Origin of the sequence: Synechococcus sp. PCC 7335 (assembly GCF_000155595.1) — a bacterium.
Classification (GTDB): Bacteria; Cyanobacteriota; Cyanobacteriia; order Phormidesmidales; family Phormidesmidaceae; genus Phormidesmis.
In genome coordinates this window covers 2,447,475-2,467,899 of sequence record NZ_DS989904.1, presented here as the reverse complement: position 1 = coordinate 2,467,899, position 20,425 = coordinate 2,447,475, and the positions used below count along the sequence as shown (strand labels likewise).

The 20,425-nt window shown below is 48.3% G+C and carries 23 protein-coding genes and 1 tRNA gene; 12 read left to right on the top strand and 12 right to left on the bottom strand.

Annotated elements, in window-relative coordinates:
* The first annotated feature begins 156 nt into the window (after positions 1 to 156).
* From S7335_RS10635 to S7335_RS25905, 3 genes are all read left to right on the top strand, one after another.
* Positions 157 to 1,068, top strand: a complete 912-nt coding sequence (locus tag S7335_RS10635; protein WP_006456748.1) for a M48 family metallopeptidase — start codon at positions 157 to 159, stop codon at positions 1,066 to 1,068.
* A 100-nt stretch (positions 1,069 to 1,168) separates the two neighbouring features.
* A tRNA-Leu gene (locus S7335_RS10630) sits at positions 1,169 to 1,250 on the top strand.
* A gap of 249 nt (positions 1,251 to 1,499) precedes the next feature.
* Positions 1,500 to 1,973 carry a hypothetical protein gene (locus S7335_RS25905; RefSeq protein ID WP_006453506.1) on the top strand — a complete coding sequence of 158 codons (474 nt, stop codon included), beginning with the start codon at positions 1,500 to 1,502 and terminating at the stop codon, positions 1,971 to 1,973.
* 132 nt (positions 1,974 to 2,105) lie between these two features.
* On the opposite strand, the gene rimM is transcribed toward S7335_RS25905, so the two are convergent.
* Positions 2,106 to 2,795, bottom strand: a complete 690-nt coding sequence (rimM, locus tag S7335_RS29470; protein ID WP_006456250.1) for a ribosome maturation factor RimM — start codon at positions 2,793 to 2,795, stop codon at positions 2,106 to 2,108.
* A 69-nt stretch (positions 2,796 to 2,864) separates the two neighbouring features.
* Positions 2,865 to 4,178 carry a valine--pyruvate transaminase gene (locus S7335_RS10615; RefSeq protein ID WP_006456747.1) on the bottom strand — a complete coding sequence of 438 codons (1,314 nt, stop codon included), beginning with the start codon at positions 4,176 to 4,178 and terminating at the stop codon, positions 2,865 to 2,867.
* A gap of 668 nt (positions 4,179 to 4,846) precedes the next feature.
* On the opposite strand from S7335_RS10615, the gene glgP reads away from it, so the two are divergent.
* The 3 genes from glgP (at position 4,847) to S7335_RS10600 (ending at position 9,063) form a co-directional block, all read left to right on the top strand.
* A complete protein-coding gene (gene glgP, locus S7335_RS10610; RefSeq protein ID WP_006453400.1) occupies positions 4,847 to 7,045 on the top strand; it encodes an alpha-glucan family phosphorylase in 2,199 nt (732 codons plus the stop codon).
* 47 nt (positions 7,046 to 7,092) lie between these two features.
* Positions 7,093 to 7,956 carry a Tab2/Atab2 family RNA-binding protein gene (locus tag S7335_RS10605; RefSeq protein ID WP_038017921.1) on the top strand — a complete coding sequence of 288 codons (864 nt, stop codon included), beginning with the start codon at positions 7,093 to 7,095 and terminating at the stop codon, positions 7,954 to 7,956.
* A gap of 207 nt (positions 7,957 to 8,163) precedes the next feature.
* Positions 8,164 to 9,063 (top strand): S-methyl-5'-thioadenosine phosphorylase, encoded by a 900-nt coding sequence (locus S7335_RS10600; RefSeq protein ID WP_006456692.1) that lies wholly within the window; start codon positions 8,164 to 8,166, stop codon positions 9,061 to 9,063.
* A gap of 168 nt (positions 9,064 to 9,231) precedes the next feature.
* Here the strand turns inward: S7335_RS10600 and S7335_RS26800 are convergent, their stop codons facing one another.
* Positions 9,232 to 9,324, bottom strand: coding sequence for a cytochrome b6-f complex subunit PetL (locus S7335_RS26800; RefSeq protein ID WP_071776927.1), 93 nt, complete (start codon positions 9,322 to 9,324; stop codon positions 9,232 to 9,234).
* Between the two features lie 124 nt (positions 9,325 to 9,448).
* On the opposite strand from S7335_RS26800, the gene aroB reads away from it, so the two are divergent.
* A complete protein-coding gene (gene aroB, locus S7335_RS10595; protein ID WP_006456593.1) occupies positions 9,449 to 10,567 on the top strand; it encodes a 3-dehydroquinate synthase in 1,119 nt (372 codons plus the stop codon).
* 125 nt (positions 10,568 to 10,692) lie between these two features.
* Here the strand turns inward: aroB and S7335_RS10590 are convergent, their stop codons facing one another.
* Entirely contained in the window at positions 10,693 to 11,277 is a 585-nt protein-coding gene (locus S7335_RS10590) for an FMN-dependent NADH-azoreductase (RefSeq protein WP_006457344.1), read from the bottom strand.
* An 86-nt stretch (positions 11,278 to 11,363) separates the two neighbouring features.
* A complete protein-coding gene (locus tag S7335_RS10585; protein WP_006455837.1) occupies positions 11,364 to 12,068 on the bottom strand; it encodes a pirin family protein in 705 nt (234 codons plus the stop codon).
* Positions 12,069 to 12,207: 139 nt separating this feature from the next.
* Here S7335_RS10585 and S7335_RS10580 point away from each other — a divergent pair, with 139 nt between their 5' ends.
* Positions 12,208 to 13,116: a LysR family transcriptional regulator gene (locus tag S7335_RS10580; RefSeq protein WP_006455100.1), complete on the top strand. Its 909-nt coding sequence runs from the start codon at positions 12,208 to 12,210 to the stop codon at positions 13,114 to 13,116.
* Between the two features lie 20 nt (positions 13,117 to 13,136).
* Here S7335_RS10580 and S7335_RS26795 read toward each other — a convergent pair whose 3' ends face one another.
* Together S7335_RS26795 and S7335_RS10575 are read right to left on the bottom strand one after the other, a co-directional pair.
* Positions 13,137 to 13,373: a Uma2 family endonuclease gene (locus S7335_RS26795; protein ID WP_071776926.1), complete on the bottom strand. Its 237-nt coding sequence runs from the start codon at positions 13,371 to 13,373 to the stop codon at positions 13,137 to 13,139.
* Positions 13,348 to 13,689: a hypothetical protein gene (locus tag S7335_RS10575; protein WP_006456839.1), complete on the bottom strand. Its 342-nt coding sequence runs from the start codon at positions 13,687 to 13,689 to the stop codon at positions 13,348 to 13,350. Before S7335_RS10575 ends, S7335_RS26795 begins: the two co-directional genes overlap by 26 nt.
* A 214-nt stretch (positions 13,690 to 13,903) precedes the next feature.
* On the opposite strand from S7335_RS10575, the gene hisB reads away from it, so the two are divergent.
* On the top strand, positions 13,904 to 14,578 hold the full coding sequence (gene hisB, locus S7335_RS10570; protein ID WP_006457158.1) for an imidazoleglycerol-phosphate dehydratase HisB: 675 nt from the start codon (positions 13,904 to 13,906) through the stop codon (positions 14,576 to 14,578).
* A gap of 2 nt (positions 14,579 to 14,580) precedes the next feature.
* Complete coding sequence (locus tag S7335_RS10565; protein WP_006455280.1) at positions 14,581 to 15,168, top strand: HD domain-containing protein; 588 nt, start codon at positions 14,581 to 14,583, stop codon at positions 15,166 to 15,168.
* Positions 15,169 to 15,399: 231 nt separating this feature from the next.
* Here S7335_RS10565 and S7335_RS10560 read toward each other — a convergent pair whose 3' ends face one another.
* The 4 genes from S7335_RS10560 to S7335_RS10550 all read right to left on the bottom strand — a co-directional run bounded on the left by S7335_RS10560 (position 15,400) and on the right by S7335_RS10550 (position 16,717).
* Positions 15,400 to 15,816: a hypothetical protein gene (locus S7335_RS10560; protein ID WP_006457574.1), complete on the bottom strand. Its 417-nt coding sequence runs from the start codon at positions 15,814 to 15,816 to the stop codon at positions 15,400 to 15,402.
* Positions 15,817 to 15,831: 15 nt separating this feature from the next.
* Positions 15,832 to 15,984 (bottom strand): hypothetical protein, encoded by a 153-nt coding sequence (locus tag S7335_RS28805; protein ID WP_227499984.1) that lies wholly within the window; start codon positions 15,982 to 15,984, stop codon positions 15,832 to 15,834.
* Between the two features lie 69 nt (positions 15,985 to 16,053).
* The gene (locus tag S7335_RS27290; RefSeq protein ID WP_050765830.1) at positions 16,054 to 16,314 is read right to left on the bottom strand and encodes a hypothetical protein; all 261 of its coding nucleotides are present in this window, start codon (positions 16,312 to 16,314) and stop codon (positions 16,054 to 16,056) included.
* A gap of 25 nt (positions 16,315 to 16,339) precedes the next feature.
* Positions 16,340 to 16,717, bottom strand: coding sequence for a hypothetical protein (locus S7335_RS10550; protein ID WP_006457293.1), 378 nt, complete (start codon positions 16,715 to 16,717; stop codon positions 16,340 to 16,342).
* 458 nt (positions 16,718 to 17,175) lie between these two features.
* Here S7335_RS10550 and leuC point away from each other — a divergent pair, with 458 nt between their 5' ends.
* Positions 17,176 to 18,588 (top strand): 3-isopropylmalate dehydratase large subunit, encoded by a 1,413-nt coding sequence (gene leuC / locus S7335_RS10545; RefSeq protein ID WP_006457650.1) that lies wholly within the window; start codon positions 17,176 to 17,178, stop codon positions 18,586 to 18,588.
* Positions 18,589 to 18,762: 174 nt separating this feature from the next.
* The gene (locus tag S7335_RS10540; RefSeq protein WP_227499983.1) at positions 18,763 to 19,347 is read left to right on the top strand and encodes a Crp/Fnr family transcriptional regulator; all 585 of its coding nucleotides are present in this window, start codon (positions 18,763 to 18,765) and stop codon (positions 19,345 to 19,347) included.
* 83 nt (positions 19,348 to 19,430) lie between these two features.
* Here the strand turns inward: S7335_RS10540 and S7335_RS10535 are convergent, their stop codons facing one another.
* Positions 19,431 to 20,291, bottom strand: coding sequence for an SDR family oxidoreductase (locus S7335_RS10535; protein ID WP_006454069.1), 861 nt, complete (start codon positions 20,289 to 20,291; stop codon positions 19,431 to 19,433).
* Between the last annotated feature and the right edge of the window lie 134 nt (positions 20,292 to 20,425).

Here is a 20,425-nt window from a genome sequence, read left to right as displayed (position 1 = left end):
ATATCTACGAAATTAGCTCGTTACCAAATTAGCTCGAAGCATCGATTGCACATCACACACCCACTGGCGCTTTATGAGCCAATAGTGCTTATGGGCTCGGTATTTGTACAGTCTCCACTAAGTTTTTCCTTTTCTCACTCCAAAGCTTGACTTCACATGATTACCTCTCAGCCCTCCTCAAAAGCTCACTTGCTTGGACTCAACGCCAATCATTTTCGCCATCCGCTCGATCAGCAGGCGACCGAGGCGCTAAAGCAAATACCAGGCATAGATATTGCTATCCGAAGCTTGCTAGGACCGATGGGCGAACAGTTTTTCTATTTAGAAAATATTGCTGCTAGCGTACTGGTTGGGCCCAAACAGCTATCGGACATCTATCAGCTACTCGTCGAAGCCTGTAGGGTTCTAGATCTAGAGATTCCTCAGCTCTATATCAAACAGCATCCAGTCCCAAATGCCTATACCTTTGCGATACGAGGTAAACAACCCTTCGTCGTTGTTCATACTTCTCTAGTCGAGTTACTTACTCCAGCTGAGCTACAAGCTGTCATCGGCCACGAACTAGGTCATCTAAAGTGCGACCACGGCGTCTACCTAACCTTAGCTAACCTGCTCACCCTGGCGACAAGTCAGCTTCCTTTCGGCGCAGTTTTAACCCATAACTGGCGCTCTAAGATTATGGAATGGGTGCGCTGCGCTGAATTTACCTGCGATCGCGCTGCTCTGCTCGCAACTCAAGACGCTCGAACCGTTGCCTCCGTACTGATGAAGCTTGCTGGCGGTTCACCTACGCTTTCTCCACAGCTAAACCTAGACGCTTTCCTAGCACAAGCCGAGTCATACGACGCAATCAGTGAAAACGAAATCGGTGAACTTCTCAAACGGATGAAAACCGATGAGCTTAGCCATCCAGTACCTGTTTTGCGCGCTAGGGAAATTTCCCGCTGGTCGTCTACCCCTAACTACCAGTCTCTGCTAGAGAGCCGTCCTACGTCTAAACAGATGTCTAAATTAGAACAGCATACTCATAGAAAACCTAGACCAGCAGGGAGCTGGCTTAACTGGTGAATCAAGCATCTATTCTCATCGCTTCAGTCACTTTACTTGCGAAATACAAACCAAAACCTGTATCAAAGTCGCTTAGTTCTGTATACTGAAAAACCTAACCGGGCAAGTGGCGGAATTGGTAGACGCACCACACTCAAAATGTGGCGACTTCGGTTGTGAGAGTTCGAGTCTCTCCTTGCCCATCGAGTCTCTTTTTGCTCATCAGTCAAGCGTCGTATCACTTTTGACAGGAGACAGGAGAAGCCTAATGTTTTTTCTTCTGCCGGTGCATAGATACTTGCTAAAGCAAATTTTCTTTCACAGCTAGATAGTTATTCCAACTCTCTATCAGACAGACAGAGCTATCAGACAAATTTGATGGCAACGGTGTGAGTTTTTAGATGAGTCTGGGCATGATATGACCAGACACTTTGTAAGGGTCAGGATGTCCATTGATCAAAAAACAAAGATACAGCCAATTCTCTGTTGAAACCGCACTCTACTATGTGCGGCTCAAAACTCACAATGGTGACAGTTTGTTTGAGTCGGTCACGCCCTCTGAACGAGCAACCTTGTCTCATTCACTCGCTAAGATCGTAGCCGACGAGCTACGTCAAGTGAAAACTAACTACAAAGGAATTGTGCTTACCCAGTGGATACTAGAGCCAGATTCACTACATGCCGTAGTCTCTTTAAGCTCGACACATACGAAGCAGACAAATCAAAGTAGTAAGCCAGCTCTTCTGAGTGCTTTCATCGCTGGACTGAAAGCAGCAACTGCGAAAAGAATTAATCTCATTCGCAATGAACCGGGTTCTCCAGTATGGCAGAGAAGCTATAAGGAACAGCGTATAGAAGATGACATGATGCTCTTTCGGCTGCGCAAAAGGCTGAATGATTCTGACCGCATCCTCTACTCCAGCTAACCCTTCTTTGATAGGTAGTGAACCTACGTGACTTCCTTTGGCTAGCTTACTGCGTAGCTTGTAGAAGCAAGGAAGAATTGAGTTCGTTCTCTAGATGCCTTTGTAAAGGGTAAGAAAATTCGCTCTGGAGCATTAGGCAAGTTCAATCAATCCTGCAGGTGGGGTTATTTCTACTCGGCCTGCCAAAACATCGACGACAGGCACAATGTCTTCAACAAAAGGAATCAGCAACGTTTTCGTCTGCTTCTTCTTAGCTCTTCTAGCTTTACGGCGCAATTTCTGGGCAGCTTTGGATCGCAGTGATGGATGATGCTTACTCTCAAGGGAGAGCGCTCTTTCTGGTTCGGTCCGCTTGCTGGCGGTATCGAGGTCCGAAGTCGACTCTGCCGTCGGTAGCGAGACTTCTAGCAAATCGTGTCCAGTTGTAAATACGTTAGTGATCGTGCCTATAGCCGTTTGGTCTGATTGTAAAATCACCCTAAGACCAATTAGATCGCTAACATGAAATTCGCCAGGCGCTACCGGCAGGCGATCGCCTACTGGAACAACTAGCTTTGCGCCGCTTAGATCTTCTGCCTGATCGCGAAAATCGATGCCTGCTAGCTTTACTAAGTAGATATTTTTCCCTTCGAGATAGCGACCGCTAATCAATTGGATAGGCGTAGGATTTGCCCCTGGTTTTTCGATCCATCGTTCTCCAGGTTCGATGAACCGCTCGGGAAAATCACTTTCCGGATACACTTTGATATGACCGTTAAGGCCATGAGCACCTACAATACGCCCGATGAGTAGCCAGTCTTTATCTGTCACGTTATCAATCATCCGTTAGCAAGCAACTCCACTGTTCACAACTAGAAGATCCTTTGAAGCAGAATTTTTGAAGAAAGTCTCTCAAATTGCTGTGGTCATCACTGGCCTAGCGGCATACACCTTATCGGTCAGTGTGGCTAGATGATTGATAGCGGTCACGATTTGGTCTTCAGTTGCTGTCAAACTGAGTCGGAAGCATTGACGCATATGTGGCCAATCTTCGCCGTCAAGACTCGCTTTTAATCCAGGGAAGAAAGGACTGCCAGGTACGATGATCACGCCGTAGTGCTTTAGCTCGTTGTAAAACTCCCAGTCGGTCATCGGCAGATTATCAAACCACAGCCAAGCGAAGATCGCACCCTCTCCTTTATGCAGTCGCCAAGGAACTTGACTAGGCATTTTGGCGCTTAATGTCTCTTCTAGAACCGCAAACTTGCTGCGATAGTGAGGACGAATAATATCTTTGGCAATATTTGCGAGAGCGCCACTGCGGATAGCACGCGCTGCGATCGCCTGACCATAGCGACTAGAGTGAATACAAAGATTAGTCTGAAAAGATTCCAAAATCTGAATAATGCTCTCATCTCCGATGGCTATTCCTACCCGTTCACCGGGTAACCCAGCCTTTGACAAGCTCAGACAATGCACAATATTGGCACCAAAGATCGGCGTCATTTCTGTAAAATTTAACGCTGGGAACGGTGGCGCATAAGCTGAATCTACAAAAACGGGGACATCAAAGGGCGCGGCAAGATCGGCTATCTGCTGTACTTCGTCGCCGGTAAGGACGTTCCCAGTTGGATTGCAAGGACGAGAGAAGAGTACAAAGCCAGTATTTTCATTGATCTCTAGCTGATCGAAATCGGGACGATACTTAAACGAGTGGGCATCCTTGCCTAGCTCGATAGAGGGACGATAGGCTTTGACCGCCTCGGGATATAATGTGACGCCTCCGTAGCCAGTATAGTCAGGGCTTAAGGGCAAAACGATGTCTTTGAGCTGTCCGCTAGAGCTGTAGCCACCTAACGCATTTGCAGCTAGGAAATAAAGGTTTTGACTGCCGGGTGTAATTAGGATGTTGCGAGAAGTCAGACTCAGGCCATAGCGCTGATTGAAATCGTCTCGAATAGCGGCAATCAGAGGTTCATAACCTTGGCTAGCCCCATAGCGACAAACAACTTCGCCATACTCGCTGCTAGATAATAGATCTTGGGTACAGTCGCGCCATAGCTGCTCAACTTCTGGCAAAATAACTGGGTTACCCGCACTGAGGTTAATGAACTCTTTTCCCGATCCTCTACTGGAATTTAGAGTTTCGATGATATCCTTCATAATTGCCCGCACCCCGGTCAGGTGAGACATGCGATCGCCAAACTGGGTGAGAGCAAGAGTCATAGGTACGCCAAAAGAGCCAAATAGAGATAGAGCAGCTGCCTGATGTAAAAGCTTTTCCGGCAGCTTGTTCGATTCAATATAATACCCTTATTTATTCGGTCAAGTCAGTGTCGGTTTATATCCGTACAGCCAAAGGCCGTCTGGATTAAAGGCTCAAGTTCGAAATTAGCATCGTCCGTTTGATAGGCGTTCATCCAATTAGGTCTTTATCTAGCAGGTGCTGATCTTCGAAAAATATCGATCCTGATAGCACCTCATAAGAAGCCACGGCTTTCAGGTAAGCTGTTAGGTGAAAATTAGATGACATGAAAATCTCATTTCTCAGAGCGAAGCAGAAAAGCAAATTCCTGCTCGTCCAACTGTCTTGCCCGAATGTCGCGCCTGGTTTAATCGTGTAGTGTCTAGGCTTTACTCAAGACTTGAGACTTCTGGCAACCGCATACTAAAACCGCGCAGTTTGGCTGGTATGTTTGCCAATAGAGGAATTTTTCTTAGTAAGTCAGAAACCTGTTGCTTTATGAGGGTTTACTGTCTCAAGGGCTCTATATAACTCTCCTCTATATGACTCTTGATTTTGAGAGACGCTTGAAAGAAGTTCGCTCCAACGAATGTCACTGACAAATGTAACCTGTGAACTCTGCTGATTTCATCCCTTCACTGCGATTAACATGAACGAGATTAGTCAACTAAGTGCTAAGCTACCCGACCCCGTGAGGCGTTTGGCTGATTTTGCCTATAACTACTGGTGGAGCTGGACACCTGAAAGAGTCTCGCTGTTCAGCTCTATCGATCCAGGTCTATGGCAGCAGTGTAACCATAATCCAGTAGCCCTATTAAATAAGGTTTCTCATGACCGGCTTTGGCAGATAGCCGAAGATCCTAACTATCTCACTCGGCTAGAAAAGCTGGCCGCGCAGCTAGATCACTATCTGAGTGCAGAGGGAACCTGGGCAAGTCGCGAAGTTCCTGAAGTCTCTGGAGACCATCCAGTGGCATATCTTTGTATAGAATTCGGCGTCCATGAGTCACTACCGATTTACTGCGGGGGACTAGGTGTCTTAGCAGGAGATTACCTGAAGTCGGCATCGGATTTAGGTATGCCTGCAGTAGGCATGGGGCTGCTGTACAAGCAAGGGTATTTTCAGCAAAAGCTAAATCGCAGTGGTTGGCAGCAGGCGAACTATGTCGATAACGACATCGAGAATCTGCCGCTATTAGCGGTGTGTAATGAATTTGGTCAGCCGATTACGGTGAAGGTCGCTATTGGTAAGCGCTCGGTCAAAGCGCGAGTGTGGAAGACGCAGCTAGGTCGAAGCACGCTGTATTTATTAGATAGCGATCTGATGGAGAATGATGAGCGCGATCGCGAGCTGACTGGGCATCTATACAACGGCAATCCATCTATACAGCTAGGGCAGGCAATGCTGTTGGGCATCGGTGGTGTGAGAGCGTTGCAGGCGCTAGGCATAGAGCCAGTACTGTATCACCTGAACGAGGTGCATCCAGCCTTTGCACTCCTAGAAATTGCCCGACAGGCTCGAGAAGAGACTGGACTAGAATTCGATGAATTACAGCAGGCAGTGCGTGATCGCGCTCGATTTACCACCCATACACCAGTTCCTTTTGGCAATACTTTCCCAGCCAGTAATATCAGCGAAGCCTTGGCTGCCTATATGCAAAACACGGGCGTATCTGCCGATCAAATTCTAGCGCTTGGACAGTTAGGTAAAGAAAATGACCAATTCAGCTTAACCAGATTGGCCTTACGACTGACCCAATCAGCTAACGGCGTCAGCGAACGTCACGGACACACATCTCGTCAGCTATGGCGCGATCTCTATCCCCAGCAGCCAGTAGAAGCGGTACCTATCGGCCACATCACCAATGGCGTTCACGTGCGTAGCTGGGTAGCACCTTTGATTGGTGATTTATTCGATAAGTATGTTGGCCCCGAATGGGCTCAGTCACTGACTCGCGCTGACCAGTGGAAGCGGGTAGAGACGATTCCGAATACTCAACTTTGGCATCGGCACAGCATTTTGAAGGCACGGTTAGTTGCCTACACGCGTGATCGTATCCTCCAGTCTCGCCTAGCTAGAGGTGAAGCCCAAGATGATATTAATGCGGTCGCCCGTCTGCTCGATCCTAACGTCTTGACCGTAGGCGTAGCTCGTCGGTTTAGCGTTTATAAACGTAGCGACTTGCTGTTTCGAGATCTACATCATCTCACTCAAATTGTGGCTCATCCCAAGCGTCCGGTTCAGATTATCTTTGCTGGTAAAGCCCATCCTGACGACGACGGCGGCAAGCGGATTATCCAGCGGATTATGGAATGGAGCCGTCATCCTGACTTACGCGATCGCGTAGCCTTTATTGAAAATTATGACCTCTATACGAGCAAGCTGATGGTCCAGGGCGTTGATCTATGGCTAAGCACCGCCAGACGAACCTTAGAAGCCTCAGGAATTGGCGGTCAAAAAGTTGCGCTCAACGGAGGCTTAAATCTAGGTATTTTAGACGGCTGGTGGTATGAAGGTTATCGACCTGGAATCAATGGCTGGGCCATCGGTGATACAGCCATTACGAGTCTAGGTAACACCCCCGAATCCGATAGCTACGCACAAGATGCTCAAGATGCTAGAGACGCAGAAGTGATTTATAACTTGCTAGAGCGCGATATTGCTAGGCTATATTACAAGCGTGATCACAGCGGCATTTCCCCTGGCTGGCTGCGGATGATGAAGGCTTCAATCAGCAGCATAGCCCCGTTCTTTAATACCGATCGCATGGTGGCACAATACGTAGACCAGCAATATTTTCCGCATACCGAGGTTAAGACTGAACCGGTCGCGGCCTTGGTATCGTAGATAAAGCGATGAACGATGAGGTTGTTCATCTTTTTTACGGCTCTTCTATGCCTTGGCAACTTGATTTTTACCGCCGTCCGCTAAAAGACAGCCAGGGTAACCCGCTCTGGGAGCTGCTGATCTGCGACGAAACGCTGAGCTTTACCTATGGTGAGTTTTGTATCCAGAGTGAGGCAAATGCGCCTTGGATACGTCACCAGCTAGAAATAGCTAGCGATCGCGCCGGGGGGTGGCCTAACGACATAGAGATCTTTCGTCCGCAGACCGTCAGCCTAGTTGAGGTGGCCTGCCGTAATCTACCTGTTAAAGTTCGTTCCAGGCGTGATGTTCCTACCCTCAAACGGTGGCTGCTGCAGCGAGCCGCTTGGTACCCAACTCTGAAAAGCTATACAAAACAAAGCTACGAACCCATTGCATTAGAGCGTCCTGCCCCCGTGCCAATTGCCGAGCATCTGATGGGCGAAGGGTGGCAGTTTGCTGCTATCAGCACAGATGAGCTACAAAGGCTAAGCTATGAACCAATTCCTGTTCAAACGGTTCCAGCCGAGTTGATGCCCATTCGTCTTGGCTTACCCAGCACGCTGCTGATTCCTGGTGTAGTGATCGATGGCGGCAGGCAGTCGCTAGGACTTGCTCAGTGGCTACAGTCGGTAAATCCTGTCATGCTACAGTACATAGCCGGCACTCCAGATGGGCTGTTGTTAGAGGCAGGGTTGGTTGAGCGCTGGATCATGGCGACGTTCGAGGACGAAGCGGTTGCCGAAGCTGCTCGAACCTTCACAGAACGAAAAATTGCAGCTAATGGACTTCACTTATTATTAGTCCGACCGGATGACTCAGGACTAACTTATACGGGTCTATGGCTACTACAATCAACACCTGAGAAAAGTATACAAAGACCTAGTAGCTAGAGCTGCAAATTGGTTCTAAAGCTGGTTAAGCCTCTTGAGGTTTGGCCTCCTGAAGGTTTGTTGATCTGTTGTATGGTCAGTGTCACAGTACGTTAAGGCACTGGCTGAACCAATGTTCATCAAATATCTATCGTCAACCGCAAAATGTCCATTGAAAGACAGGCACAAACGCTAGAATTCCATTTGACAGTCTGATAGGAGAAACTAATGGTTAGTTCTGGCACGTTGGGTGTAGAGTATCCGGTCAAGATCGGCATTATCGGTGGCAGTGGGCTCTACAATATGGATGCCCTAACCAATATTCAAGAAGTCAGGGTTGAAACACCGTTCGGTGACCCTTCTGATGCACTCATCGTTGGCAAAATCGAGGGAATTGCTGTCGCATTTCTGGCTCGTCACGGGCGGGGGCATACTTTGATACCATCCGAGCTGCCTTTTCGAGCTAACATCTACGCAATGAAGAGTCTAGGCGTAGAGTATTTGATTTCTGCTTCGGCTGTAGGCTCTTTAAAAGCAGAAGCTAAGCCGGTTGATATGGTTGTTCCCGACCAGTTCATCGACCGGACTAAAAATCGCATCTCTACTTTCTTTGGAGAAGGCTTAGTCGGTCACATTTCCTTTGGCGAGCCGGTATGTACTCACCTAGCAGCGGTAGTTGCTGACGCGGTAGAAAGTCAAAATCTCGAAGGTGTCGCCCTTCACAGGGGTGGCACTTATGTATGTATGGAGGGTCCAGCCTTTTCGACCAAGGCTGAATCAAACCTGTACCGGAGTTGGGGTGCGACTGTAGTTGGCATGACAAACTTACCAGAAGCTAAGCTTGCTAGAGAAGCTGAGATAGCCTATGCCACGTTAGCATTAGTCACCGACTACGACTGCTGGCACCCAGATCACGATAGTGTCACCGTAGAGATGGTGATCGGCAACCTACAGAAAAACGCGATCAACGCTCAGCAGGTCATCAAAGAGATTGTGCGGCGACTAGATCAGATGCCACCAGAATCCGAAGCACACTCCGCCCTAAAATTCGCAATTATCACGCCTCTAGACAAAGCGCCTGAAGCTACTAAAGAAAAACTGTCTTTACTTCTTCAGAAGTATCTCTAGATTAGTTTTTCCAATCACTATTCAATCACGACTAGGGCAATCGAATAGCGCGATTAGGAGACACAACGTAGGAAAGCACAAGTGTATCTCCACTCTCACTCCGATATAGACTTTGAAGATATAGAGTTTGAATGATTGAAACCTTGAACAAATAAACTACTCAAGTAACTAAATGAGCTTAACTGCTCGCAGGCCAAAGTAAAGTCCCATTGCTGCCGCGAATAGTACGGCTAGCCACACAACATAAATTACTGCGCCCATGGTTATCTCCTAAACTGGTTTCGAATACCTTTCAATTGAAACACAAACCTTTACACAAAGATTGCGCAGCTTAACATTACGGCAAAGACTCGCTAGCTCACTTGAGAGAAACTATTCAATAGCCATGAAGACAACTATCCGCGTCAATATTCCTCAAGATCCCTACGATATTCGAATTACGCCGGGTGGTTTGGATTACCTAGGTCCCTGGTTAGCGATTGAAAACGGGCCGTTGGTTAAGCCGGGGCAAAAGGTGTTAGTTGTCTCAAACCCGATAGTGTTCGATCTGTATGGAGCGCGGGCGATCGCCTCACTTACTCAGGTAGGCTACGACGTTTCTCACTGCATTCTCCCTGCAGGTGAGCAGTACAAAACCATGGCCTCTATCGCCCAAATCCATGATGCCGCCTACGAAAATCGACTAGAGCGCAGTTCAGCAATGGTTGCCCTTGGGGGTGGGGTGATTGGAGATATGACCGGATTTGCGGCTGCTTCATGGCTACGCGGCATCTCAGTGGTGCAAGTGCCAACATCTCTTTTGGCGATGGTCGATGCCTCGATGGGCGGCAAAACTGGCGTTAACCATCCCAAAGGTAAGAATCTAATTGGCGCATTCCATCAACCTAGGCTAGTCTTAATCGATCCACAAGTACTAGAGACCTTACCAGTTCGAGAGTTTCGGGCGGGCGTTTCGGAAGTGATTAAGTACGGCGTAATTTGGGACCAGCCGCTGTTTGAAAAGCTAGAAGCAGCTGAGCGACTAGATGACTATGCCAAAGTCAGTGATGAACTGCTACAAACAATGCTGACGCACTCTTGCCAAGCCAAAGCAGATGTTGTTAGCCAGGATGTGAAAGAAGCAGGCATTCGCGCCATTTTGAACTATGGACACACGGTCGGTCATGCGGTAGAGAGTTTGACAGGCTACAGCAAAATCAATCACGGCGAAGCGGTTGGTATTGGGATGGTCGCTGCCGCAAAGATTGCTGAAGCCGTAACTGGAAGCGCGTGGAACCAAGCCGCGACTCAAAGACAGCAGGTTCTGTTAGAAAAAACGCAGCTACCGATTCGTTTACCTGAAGATATCGATATTGAAGAAATCTTAGTTGCGCTTAGAAGTGACAAAAAGGTAAAGGAAGGCAAAGTTCGTTTTGTATTACCAGAGCGGATCGGCAAGGCGTTTGTGACCGATCAGGTGAGTGATGACAGTGTCAGAGGGGTGCTAAAGACCATGGCTGCTTGAAAGACTATAACTACTTGAAAGACTATGGCCGCTTGAAAGACTATAGCTTCTTAGTAAACATCTGCATGTCCAAAACGCAGGTTTACCCCAGCTTGATACTAGAAATAGAGTCATAGGAAATAAGGTCAAGCGACATTACTCAAAATTTGCTGACGGACTTGAGTGAGTTTGTCTGAGCCCGTTCGAGAAAGACTGTCGGCAGCGATAATTTCTACGTCAGTGATGCCAAGGAAGCTGAAAAAGTGCTTCAGATAGCCACTGGTGTAGTCGATCTCGCTGCCGACTGGAGTGCCGCCTGAAGTGATGATTATGTATGTTTTGCGATCGCGTAACAGCCCTTTCGGTCCTTGTGAAGAATACTCAAATGTTAATCCTGCTCTAGCGACCAAATCGATGTAAGCCTTCAGCGCAGCGGGTACTGAGAAGTTGTAGATAGGCACGCCCATGACTATCACATCTGCAGACTGCAGTTCTGAAACTAGCTGATTCGAAAGTTCTAGGATCTCTTTTTGTTCTGGTGTGCGATCTTCTTCAGGCGTGTTGTAAGCAACAACCATTGGCTCATCAACAAAAGGTAATCCTTTCGCGACATCTCGAGTAGCAACTTCTGTATCGCTATCTTTCTGTAGTTTTTCGATCAGCTCGTCTACTAGCTGACGACTAACAGAATTCTCGTATCTAGCACTAGAGTCAATTCTTAGAATTTTCATGAGTTGCGATTGTTGATTGTAGTGGTTGTAAGTTATAGAAACGAGAGTAGAGGGCATGAAGGACATACCCTCTACACACGAATCAGCTAGGCAGCTAAGTCAAACAGTAGAATCTCTGTACTCTCATCAGATCCTAAAACCGAAAGCGTATCTAGATCTGCAAAGGCGAGACCGTCGCCAGCTGTTAAAGTTTGACCATCCAACTGTAGCGATCCTTTGACAACCTGCAGCCAGGCCTTGCGATTGGGTGCTAGTTCATAGCTGATTTTTGCACCTTCGCTGAGGGTGGCAGCATACAGACTGACATCTTGATGAATAGTCACAGAACCCTCTCTACCATCGCGCGAACCCACAAGTTTCCACTGATCCTGACGAGTCTCAGGCGCGAAGTGGTTTTGCTCATAGCTAGGGGCTAGACCTTTGGTTTCAGGCAAGATCCATATCTGCAAGAAATGTACGGGATTCTCTTTGGAAGCGTTCATTTCGCTATGGGTGACCCCTGTGCCTGCGCTCATCCGTTGCACATCGCCAGGACGAATGACCGAGCCTGTACCCATACTATCTCTGTGGGCTAGTTCGCCCTCGATCACATAGGAGATGATTTCCATATCGCGATGACCATGGGTGCCAAAACCAGCACCAGGAGCAACGCGGTCCTCGTTGATGACACGTAGGTCACTAAAGCCCATATTGCGTGGGTCCATGTAGCCACCAAAGGAAAAGGTGTGCCTACTATCCAACCAGCCGAAGTTTGAAGTGCCGCGATCTGTAGCTTTGCGAATGGCTAACATTATCTTCTCTTTACTCCATAGAAACGTCTGTTTGCTTGTTTCTATTATGAACTGACTTCGATATAAATACAATAGGTTATTTTATGCACATATTGTATTTATATTAGATACAATAACCTTAACGAATGCGGTCGTATTGATGGACAAGTTAGAAAGTATGCGGACCTTTGTCGAGGTAGTAAACCATAGCGGGTTCGCGGCAGCAGGAAGACATTTAGGACTATCTCGATCGGTGGTAAATAAGCTAGTGGCTCAGCTAGAGCAAGATTTGGATGTACAGCTATTACAGCGAACAACACGGCGGGTCAGTCCGACAGATATGGGCCGGGCGTATTATGAGCGATGCGTAGACATTTTGGCGGAGGTGAAAGCAGCAGAGCTATCGGTGACGCAAATGCAGATGCAACCGAAGGGAACGCTGCGGATCAATGCACCGATGTCGTTTGGGACGATGCATTTAGCGGAAGCGATCGCCCAATTCATGTATCAATATCCTGACATCAAGGTTCAGATGACGCTCAGCGATCGCTTTGTCGATCTGATTGAAGAAGGCTTTGACGTGACACTGCGAATTGCCGCCGCAGTAGAGGAAGAAGCGTTGATCACCCATAAGATAGCTCCCATCCGCCGGGTCCTTTGCGCTGCGCCTAACTATCTAAAAGCTCACGGTACGCCTACTCGCCTAGAGGATCTAAAACAGCACCACTGCCTGCACTACGGTCACTTAGCCACAGGTAGTAAATGGCGGCTCGTCGGCCCAGATAAGACTTACACGATTCCTATAAAATGTCGGGGCTACTCCAATAACGGAGAGGTTCTCAGAGAAAGTGCGATCGCAGGGGTTGGCATCGCCCTACTACCAACCTTCATCATTGGCGACGCTCTTAGATCAAACGAGTTGAGTATCATATTGCCAAACTATCGCCCCCTAGAACTCACTGCTAGACTCTGCTATGCCACGAATCGGCATCTCTCAACAAAAATTCAGCTACTCACTACATTCTTGCAAGATTGGTTCAAACAACCGTCCTGGGAGAGGGGAGGCTAGAGAAGTAAGTATCGCTTGAGCTAGCCCGGCATATCTTCTAGGGTAATCACTAAATCTGGAAAGCTCGCCGAGCGAATTGGGGTCTTACCTGTGTAGACAGTCTCTCGATATACGCCCTCTACAAGCACCAATACCGTCACTTTAGCCCGATGACGATCGACTATCCAGTACTCCGGAATACCCCACCACTCATATTGTTGACGTTTCCAGATATAGTCATGGCTAAAGCACCTATATCGATACAGAGACAGAACCATCAGGCTGGGTGTCTTTTGTTTTAGCAAGCTGTTCAGAGACGGCTGCGACTTCCTCAAGCCTGGCAGCGTCCGCAGCTTCTATAGCTTCTGTTTCTGCCTTGGCTTCTGACCCAACTGTTGTCTCGACCTTCGCTTCGGCCCCTTCTATGACCTCTACCTCACTCTTTTGTGAGAGCGCTAGCGACTCAGCCGCGATGTCTTCTTGGATACGGCGTGAGACAAATGAAATAAAGCCGATGCTGATAGATCCTATGCTGAACAGCGCCCAGCCATCTATCACATAAGTCATAAAGTGATTGAGTTCACTAATAGACATAGGATTCTAGCCTCGCTCAATAGGAATATGGCTTTATTATGCGGGTTTTAGCAGTGAGGTTCAATTTCTCGTTGAGAATAATTACGCTGAAGGAAAGGCTGGGACTGAGTTTTTTGTAGGTATCCTAACTAAGGTCGTAGAATTGAGAAGTCACCAAAGTATCTTCTGGCCCGAAAAAGCTGGTCTACCTACGGCGCAAACTTTACTACACACTATGGTCTCTAGTACTCACTCGGTTTCGGCAAGTTCGTTTTCAACGACAACGTCGCCCACCTCCCCTTCTCAACCCACCTCACAAACAGACAGAACAGCGTCGGTCAGTCGAACGACAAAGGAAACGGATGTACAGGTAACGCTGAACGTGGATGGAACTGGAAAGTGCACCGCTGATACAGGGGTTCCTTTCCTAGACCACATGCTGCATCAGATTGCCTCTCACGGCTTATTCGATCTAGAGGTGCGGGCTACAGGCGATATCGAAATCGACGACCACCATACGAATGAAGATGTCGGTATCACGTTAGGGATGGCACTGCGTCAGGCGCTAGGCGATCGCAAAGGCATCACCCGATTTGGTCACTTCATCGCCCCACTAGACGAAGCACTCGTTCAAATCTCTCTAGATTTTTCGGGTCGCCCTCACCTTAGCTATGGCCTAGAAATTCCCACCCAGCGAGTGGGTACCTATGATACGCAGCTAGTGCGTGAGTTTTTTGTGGCTATTGTCAACCACGCACAGATGACGCTGCACATTCGTCAGCTAGACGGTATCAACTCTCATCACATTATTGAGGCTGCTTTCAAAGCATTTGCTAGAGCGATGCGGATGGCGACAGAAGTCGATCCTCGTAGAGCCGGGGCTATTCCAAGTTCCAAGGGCGTGCTTTAGCAGTGACCAGCGAGCTGTTCAAAAGTTCATCAGAATTTCGTTCATCGAAATTCCTTGGAAGGGACTTTCTCAAGGCGCTCGACTTTGCCGCGAGAAAGCACCGTAACCAGAGACGAAAGGACCTAGCGCAGACGCCCTACATCAATCATCCGATTGCAGTGGCTTGCATTCTGCTGCTCGAAGCAGGTATCAGTGACGAAGTTGTTTTGATTGCAGCTTTGTTACACGACACAGTAGAAGATACAGCAACGACCCTCGAGGAACTAGAACAACAGTTTGGAAAGGCCGTTAAAGAAGTCGTAGCAGAGTTGTCAGATGATAAGTCTTTGCCAAAGACAGTGCGAAAACAACAACAGATTGATCACGCCGCAGGGTTGAGCGATCGCGCCAGGCTAGTCAAGCTTGCTGATAAAACCGCTAACCTGAGAGATATCGCGACTTCCCCACCCGATGATTGGTCAGGCACTCGAATTGACGACTATTTAGAGTGGGGGAAAGCAGTAATCGATCAGATTCGAGGAACGCACTCCGAGCTGGAATTGCTCTTTGACCAAGCTTACGCGCGGGGTAAGCAAGCTGCAAAAATTTAATATAGCAATGTGCGGATGCATACTCACAGAGAAGGCTACGCCTAAGTGCATCGCGAGTCACTCAGCCTAAAGCTATAAGAAAGTATCCGTTAAGTGCGACATGTTGGGCTCTGCCTCAGCCTGCAGCTATTCCTTGTGGAAGTAATTTACCTCAAGCTGACGGAAACAGCAAATGTCACTAATGCACTAACAAAAGGGTAGGCAATTTTTGCCGTGCGCCGTGAGATTCTGCTAGCTGGAGGAGCTGCTAGCGGTACGGGGACAGGTTTGCACATCCTGCTTCCAATCGCTGTCAGCAGCGAGGCCAACCCAGCGATCGATCACAGCCAAATCGAAGCCAGCCATCTTGCGATCGCCCACTTGTAGTAACGGTCGCCGAATCAGAATTAGCTGTCCCACCATTGCCAATAGAGCAGCATCAGCCTCTATCCGCTGCGGACAAATCTCCCCTCGAGTGATCGGTGGAGCTGTGGGATTGAACCAGTCAGACACAGGCAGATCCCCAAAGAATGGGCGTAGGGTTTCAGGTGTCCAAGGTTCCGTCAGCAGATTATGTACCGTCAGGACGTGACCCGCATTCCATAGAAATCTTTTTTGCTTTGCATTGCCGATACAACCTGGTTTCTCGTAAAAGTCAACAGCTGCCATCAGTGAATCCTCGTCTCAGTCCTGGTTATCGTCATCGGCAGAAGAATCGCAAATGCTGAAAAGAACGTCAGCTCCAAACTCTTTAGCATTAAGCTGTCTAACCTGGTTCGCAATGCGCTCTGCTTCGAACATATTCCCCAGACGGGCTAAGAGTAGTCCTGACGCCACGTAAGCGTTCTGGTAAAGCCGTACGATTTCGTCATCGAGACGAGCTAACAAAATCGGTTTAAGATCATTTTACTGTTCAGACTGTTGAATGTGTTCAATCACTGCAACTGCTATGTCTAGCGCCTTTTGGTTCTGATTCTTATAGAAGTAGTAGCGATAGGCACTTACTAGCACATCCAGTTCACTCCCTGGCTGAGCCAGTGCCTGTTGAATATACTGCTCAGAGGTTTTGGTATCTTCCCAAGTATGAGCAGCTGCCGTCAGCCATGCTTGAGCTGGGCCAGATACAGAGAACCAAGATGGAGAAGCAGCGGTTGGAGGGCAAGACATCGAAAGCATTGGGAGTAAGACCGGTTTAATGAGAATGGCACGCCACTTTCTCGTGGGGCAATCCTTTGGGTAAGCTTCCCTCTAGATAGGCTGTGATCGCCTGGATGGGATCCGCCTCACGGGTGGTTATTAGCTCTGTTTCTCGCTGTTGTAGTCTTCTTCGCACGCCCTCACCCGCAGACGCTGCAACAGCAATATCAACAAAATGCAGGGGATGACGATCACCATCACCTCGCACATGCCATTCATGAAGACAGCCGAAGCGAGTTAAATCCAATGTCCAGGCTAGGCATGGAGCAGCTTCGCCAAGAATGGCATAGACTTGCCACTGCAAAGCTCTACCTGCATGAGCGGCTATGGTCCCATCATTTGCCACAGCTACTGCTATCAATTGTTCTGCCATTGGGTCAAAACCTCCAAATGACTGCGGCCCTTTAAACCGCGTTTAGCGTGGTGGGTAAAAAAAGAATGAGTCAATTGTAAGAGAGCGAAAGCGCTGAACAACCGTGCTATTAAGGCTGTACTCAGAGACTCAAAGCTACTGCTTATTGCTAACTGATAAAATAGCTGAGGCTGGGGCACGAGTATTCAGCTTAGTATTTCGATTTGGAGCTTTGGTGAGTTCTTCAGTTTTTATCTTTTCGTTCTTGGTTGTAGCTGACTACTTCATGAAGCGTCACCTTAGCCTCGTTGTTGAAATCAGTAGCTGTTCCCTCGCCGCGAAACCTCGACTCGCTGCCAGATATTGAGATTTGATTGAGTATCGTAGCTGTGTCCACCACGAGTAAAGCTCATAGTCTACTATGGAGAACTGAAGTTCAGTTTACTCACTTTCATCAATTCTTTGAGCCCATTATCACTATGAGCAAAGGCACACTCTTCGACAAAGTTTGGGACGCACATACCGTAGGCACGCTGCCTTCTGGCCAAACTCAGCTGTTCATCGGCCTGCACCTGATCCACGAGGTGACTAGCCCGCAAGCCTTTGCCATGCTAAACGAGCGTGGGCTGAAGGTGATGTACCCCGATCGCACAGTGGCAACGGTCGATCACATCGTACCGACAGAAGACCAGTCTCGCCCCTTTGCCGATCCGATGGCAGAGAAGATGATGACTGCCCTAGAGGCAAATACTGCTGAGCATGGAATTCGCTTTTTCAACGTGGGATCTGGATCTCAAGGAATTGTGCATGTGATCGCTCCAGAGCAAGGACTGACGCAGCCTGGCATGACCATCGCATGTGGTGATAGTCATACCTCTACACATGGTGCTTTCGGCGCGATCGCATTCGGTATTGGTACCAGCCAAGTCCGAGATGTCCTGGCTTCCCAAACCCTGGCCTTAGCCAAGCTTAAAGTCCGCCGGATTGAAGTGAATGGTGAACTGCCTGAAGGCGTATTCGCCAAAGATATTATCTTGCACATCATTCGTAAGCTAGGTGTGAAAGGAGGAGTTGGCTTTGCTTACGAATTTGCAGGTAGCGCAATCGAAAGCCTGTCGATGGAAGGCCGGATGACGCTATGCAATATGTCGATTGAAGGCGGTGCGCGCTGCGGCTATGTCAACCCAGACCAAGTCACCTATGACTATATAAAAGGACGTGACTTTGCTCCTCAAGCTGAGCAGTGGGATCAGGCCGTTGCCTGGTGGGAGAGTTTGCGTAGCGATCCAGATGCTGATTACGATGATGTCGTGAAGTTTGAGGCAGCAGAGATTGTCCCTACGGTGACCTGGGGTATCACGCCTGGACAAGGCATCGGTGTGAATGAGCCTATTCCCACACCGGAAACAATGCCAGAAGATGAACGCCCTATCGCTGAGGAAGCCTATCGGTATATGCAGCTCTCGCCGGGACAGCAGATTGAGGGAACTAAGATCGATGTTTGCTTTATCGGTAGCTGTACCAACGGCCGGTTAAGCGATTTGCAAGAAGCTGCTAGGGTAGCTCAGGGTCGTCATGTTGCCTCTGGGGTTAAAGCTTTCGTTGTGCCGGGCTCAGAGCGAGTGAAAATAGAGGCTGAAGCTGAAGGGTTAGATAAAATTTTTGAAGCAGCAGGGTTTGAGTGGCGTGAACCAGGCTGCTCTATGTGTTTGGCAATGAACCCCGATAAGCTACAGGGGAGTCAAATCAGTGCCTCCTCTTCTAATCGAAACTTCAAAGGACGGCAGGGCTCGTCTTCTGGGCGTACGCTGCTGATGAGCCCAGCAATGGTTGTTTCGGCGGCGGTCACAGGTCAAGTCACCGATGTTCGCCAATTGGAGCCTGTAGGTTAAGAAAAGGTTTAGGGAGCTTTGTATTTTGAAATACACTTCTTAACCTAGTCTTTCTTGACGTTTAATTTTCATATTCAAGAATAGTCCCAAAAGATTAGATCTATCGGGGCTACTGTTTTGTCTTTGACTACATTTGTACCTATTCGTGAGACATCAACTCCATTTGTAAGACACTTGGAGAGATTGTACGAGGAGCGATCGCTTGTTACCTACCAGACAGGGATAACGATTCCACTACAGTCTCAGCATATTTACATTATCTGTCGAGGCACTGTTCAACTTCATACCATTCACGCTGACGGTAATGAGACGATCGTCGGACTCTGCGGCCCAGCGATGGCTTTTGGCGCGTCGCTGACTCATATTCACCCCTACTGGGCGACCGCACTGTGTGAAACTCACCTACTGCCGCTCTCTATTAGTGAAATAGAATCTTCTCCAGCACTATCTGCAGCGCTATTTCCACAGCTAGTACGTCGTCTTCAGCAGACAGAAGCGTGGCTAGCCTTTTCAGGAAAGCGCCTAGTGACGGATCGTTTGCGTAGCTTGATTATTCAGCTAGCTCAAGATTTTGGCCAAGTCGGACCGAATGGTGTACGCATTACCATTCGTTTGACTCATCATCAGCTAGCAACGATTATTGGGACTACCCGGGTCACCGTCACTAGATTGCTACGCGACTTCAAGGACGAAGGATGGCTCAGTGTTCATCGTCGTCAGCTGATTGTGACACCTCAGAGCGTAGGCATTTCCCTTTAGGGATTCATGAGGAAGATAAGCTTTCCCGAGTCTCATGTCAGCATGTTGGCGTGAGGCTCGGTAGAAGTTTCGATTTTGGTAGCTTACGCACCGACAACAACCCCGCCGTTGGGATGAAGTACTTGTCCAGTCATGTAAGAAGAGTCTTCGGACGCTAGGAATACAAAGCACGTACCAACTTCTACTGGCTGACCGGGACGCTTCATCGGCACCTGTTTGCCAAAACCTTCTACCTGTTCAGCTGGGAAGGCATCGGGAATAAAAGGTGTCCAGATTGGGCCAGGAGCAACGCCATTGACCCGAATGCCTTTTTCTAAAACGCGTTGAGAAAGCGATCGCAAGAACGCAAGGTTAGCTCCTTTCGTCGTTGAATAGCTTAGCAGCGAATCGTTCCCCTTATACGCATTAATAGAGGTGGTGATAATAATTGAACTTCCTTCTTTCAAATGCGGCAGCGCTGCTTTGGTGAAGTAGAACATCGGAAAGACATTAGTACTAAAGATACTGCCGAGCCGAGCTGAGTCAATCTCTTCCCAATCGTCTTCCATATACTGCTCAGCGGCATTGCTAACAAGGATATCAAGCTGGCCTAGTTCGTCGACCGTTTTTTGGACAACCTCCTGGCAGAAAGTCTCATTACTAATATCTCCCGGGAGCAGCAGACACTTCTGTCCTTGTGCCTCTACCAAAGACTTTGTTTTCTCAGCATCTTCTTGCTCGTCTAAATATGAAATAGCGACATCAGCGCCTTCTTTCGCATAGAGTACTGCAACAGATCGGCCGATCCCACTATCCCCCCCAGTAATTAGTGCAACTTTCCCCTTGAGCTTTTCGCTGCCTTTGTAGCTATCACGATCATAAATGGGCGAAGGTGTCATTTCAGACTCGTGAGCCGGTTGCTTATCTTGAGCTTGAGCCGGAATTTGATCAGCAGGAATAGGCATGTTTATCTAGAAAGTAATTTAAACAACTCACTTAGGAAAGCGGTTCTGAGCAGTTTTTTCACCTTCTAAAAAGTAGACTTTGAAGAGTCTTTGTTAGGTAGCCCTATACCAGCAGGCTTATGCCAAAAGTGAAA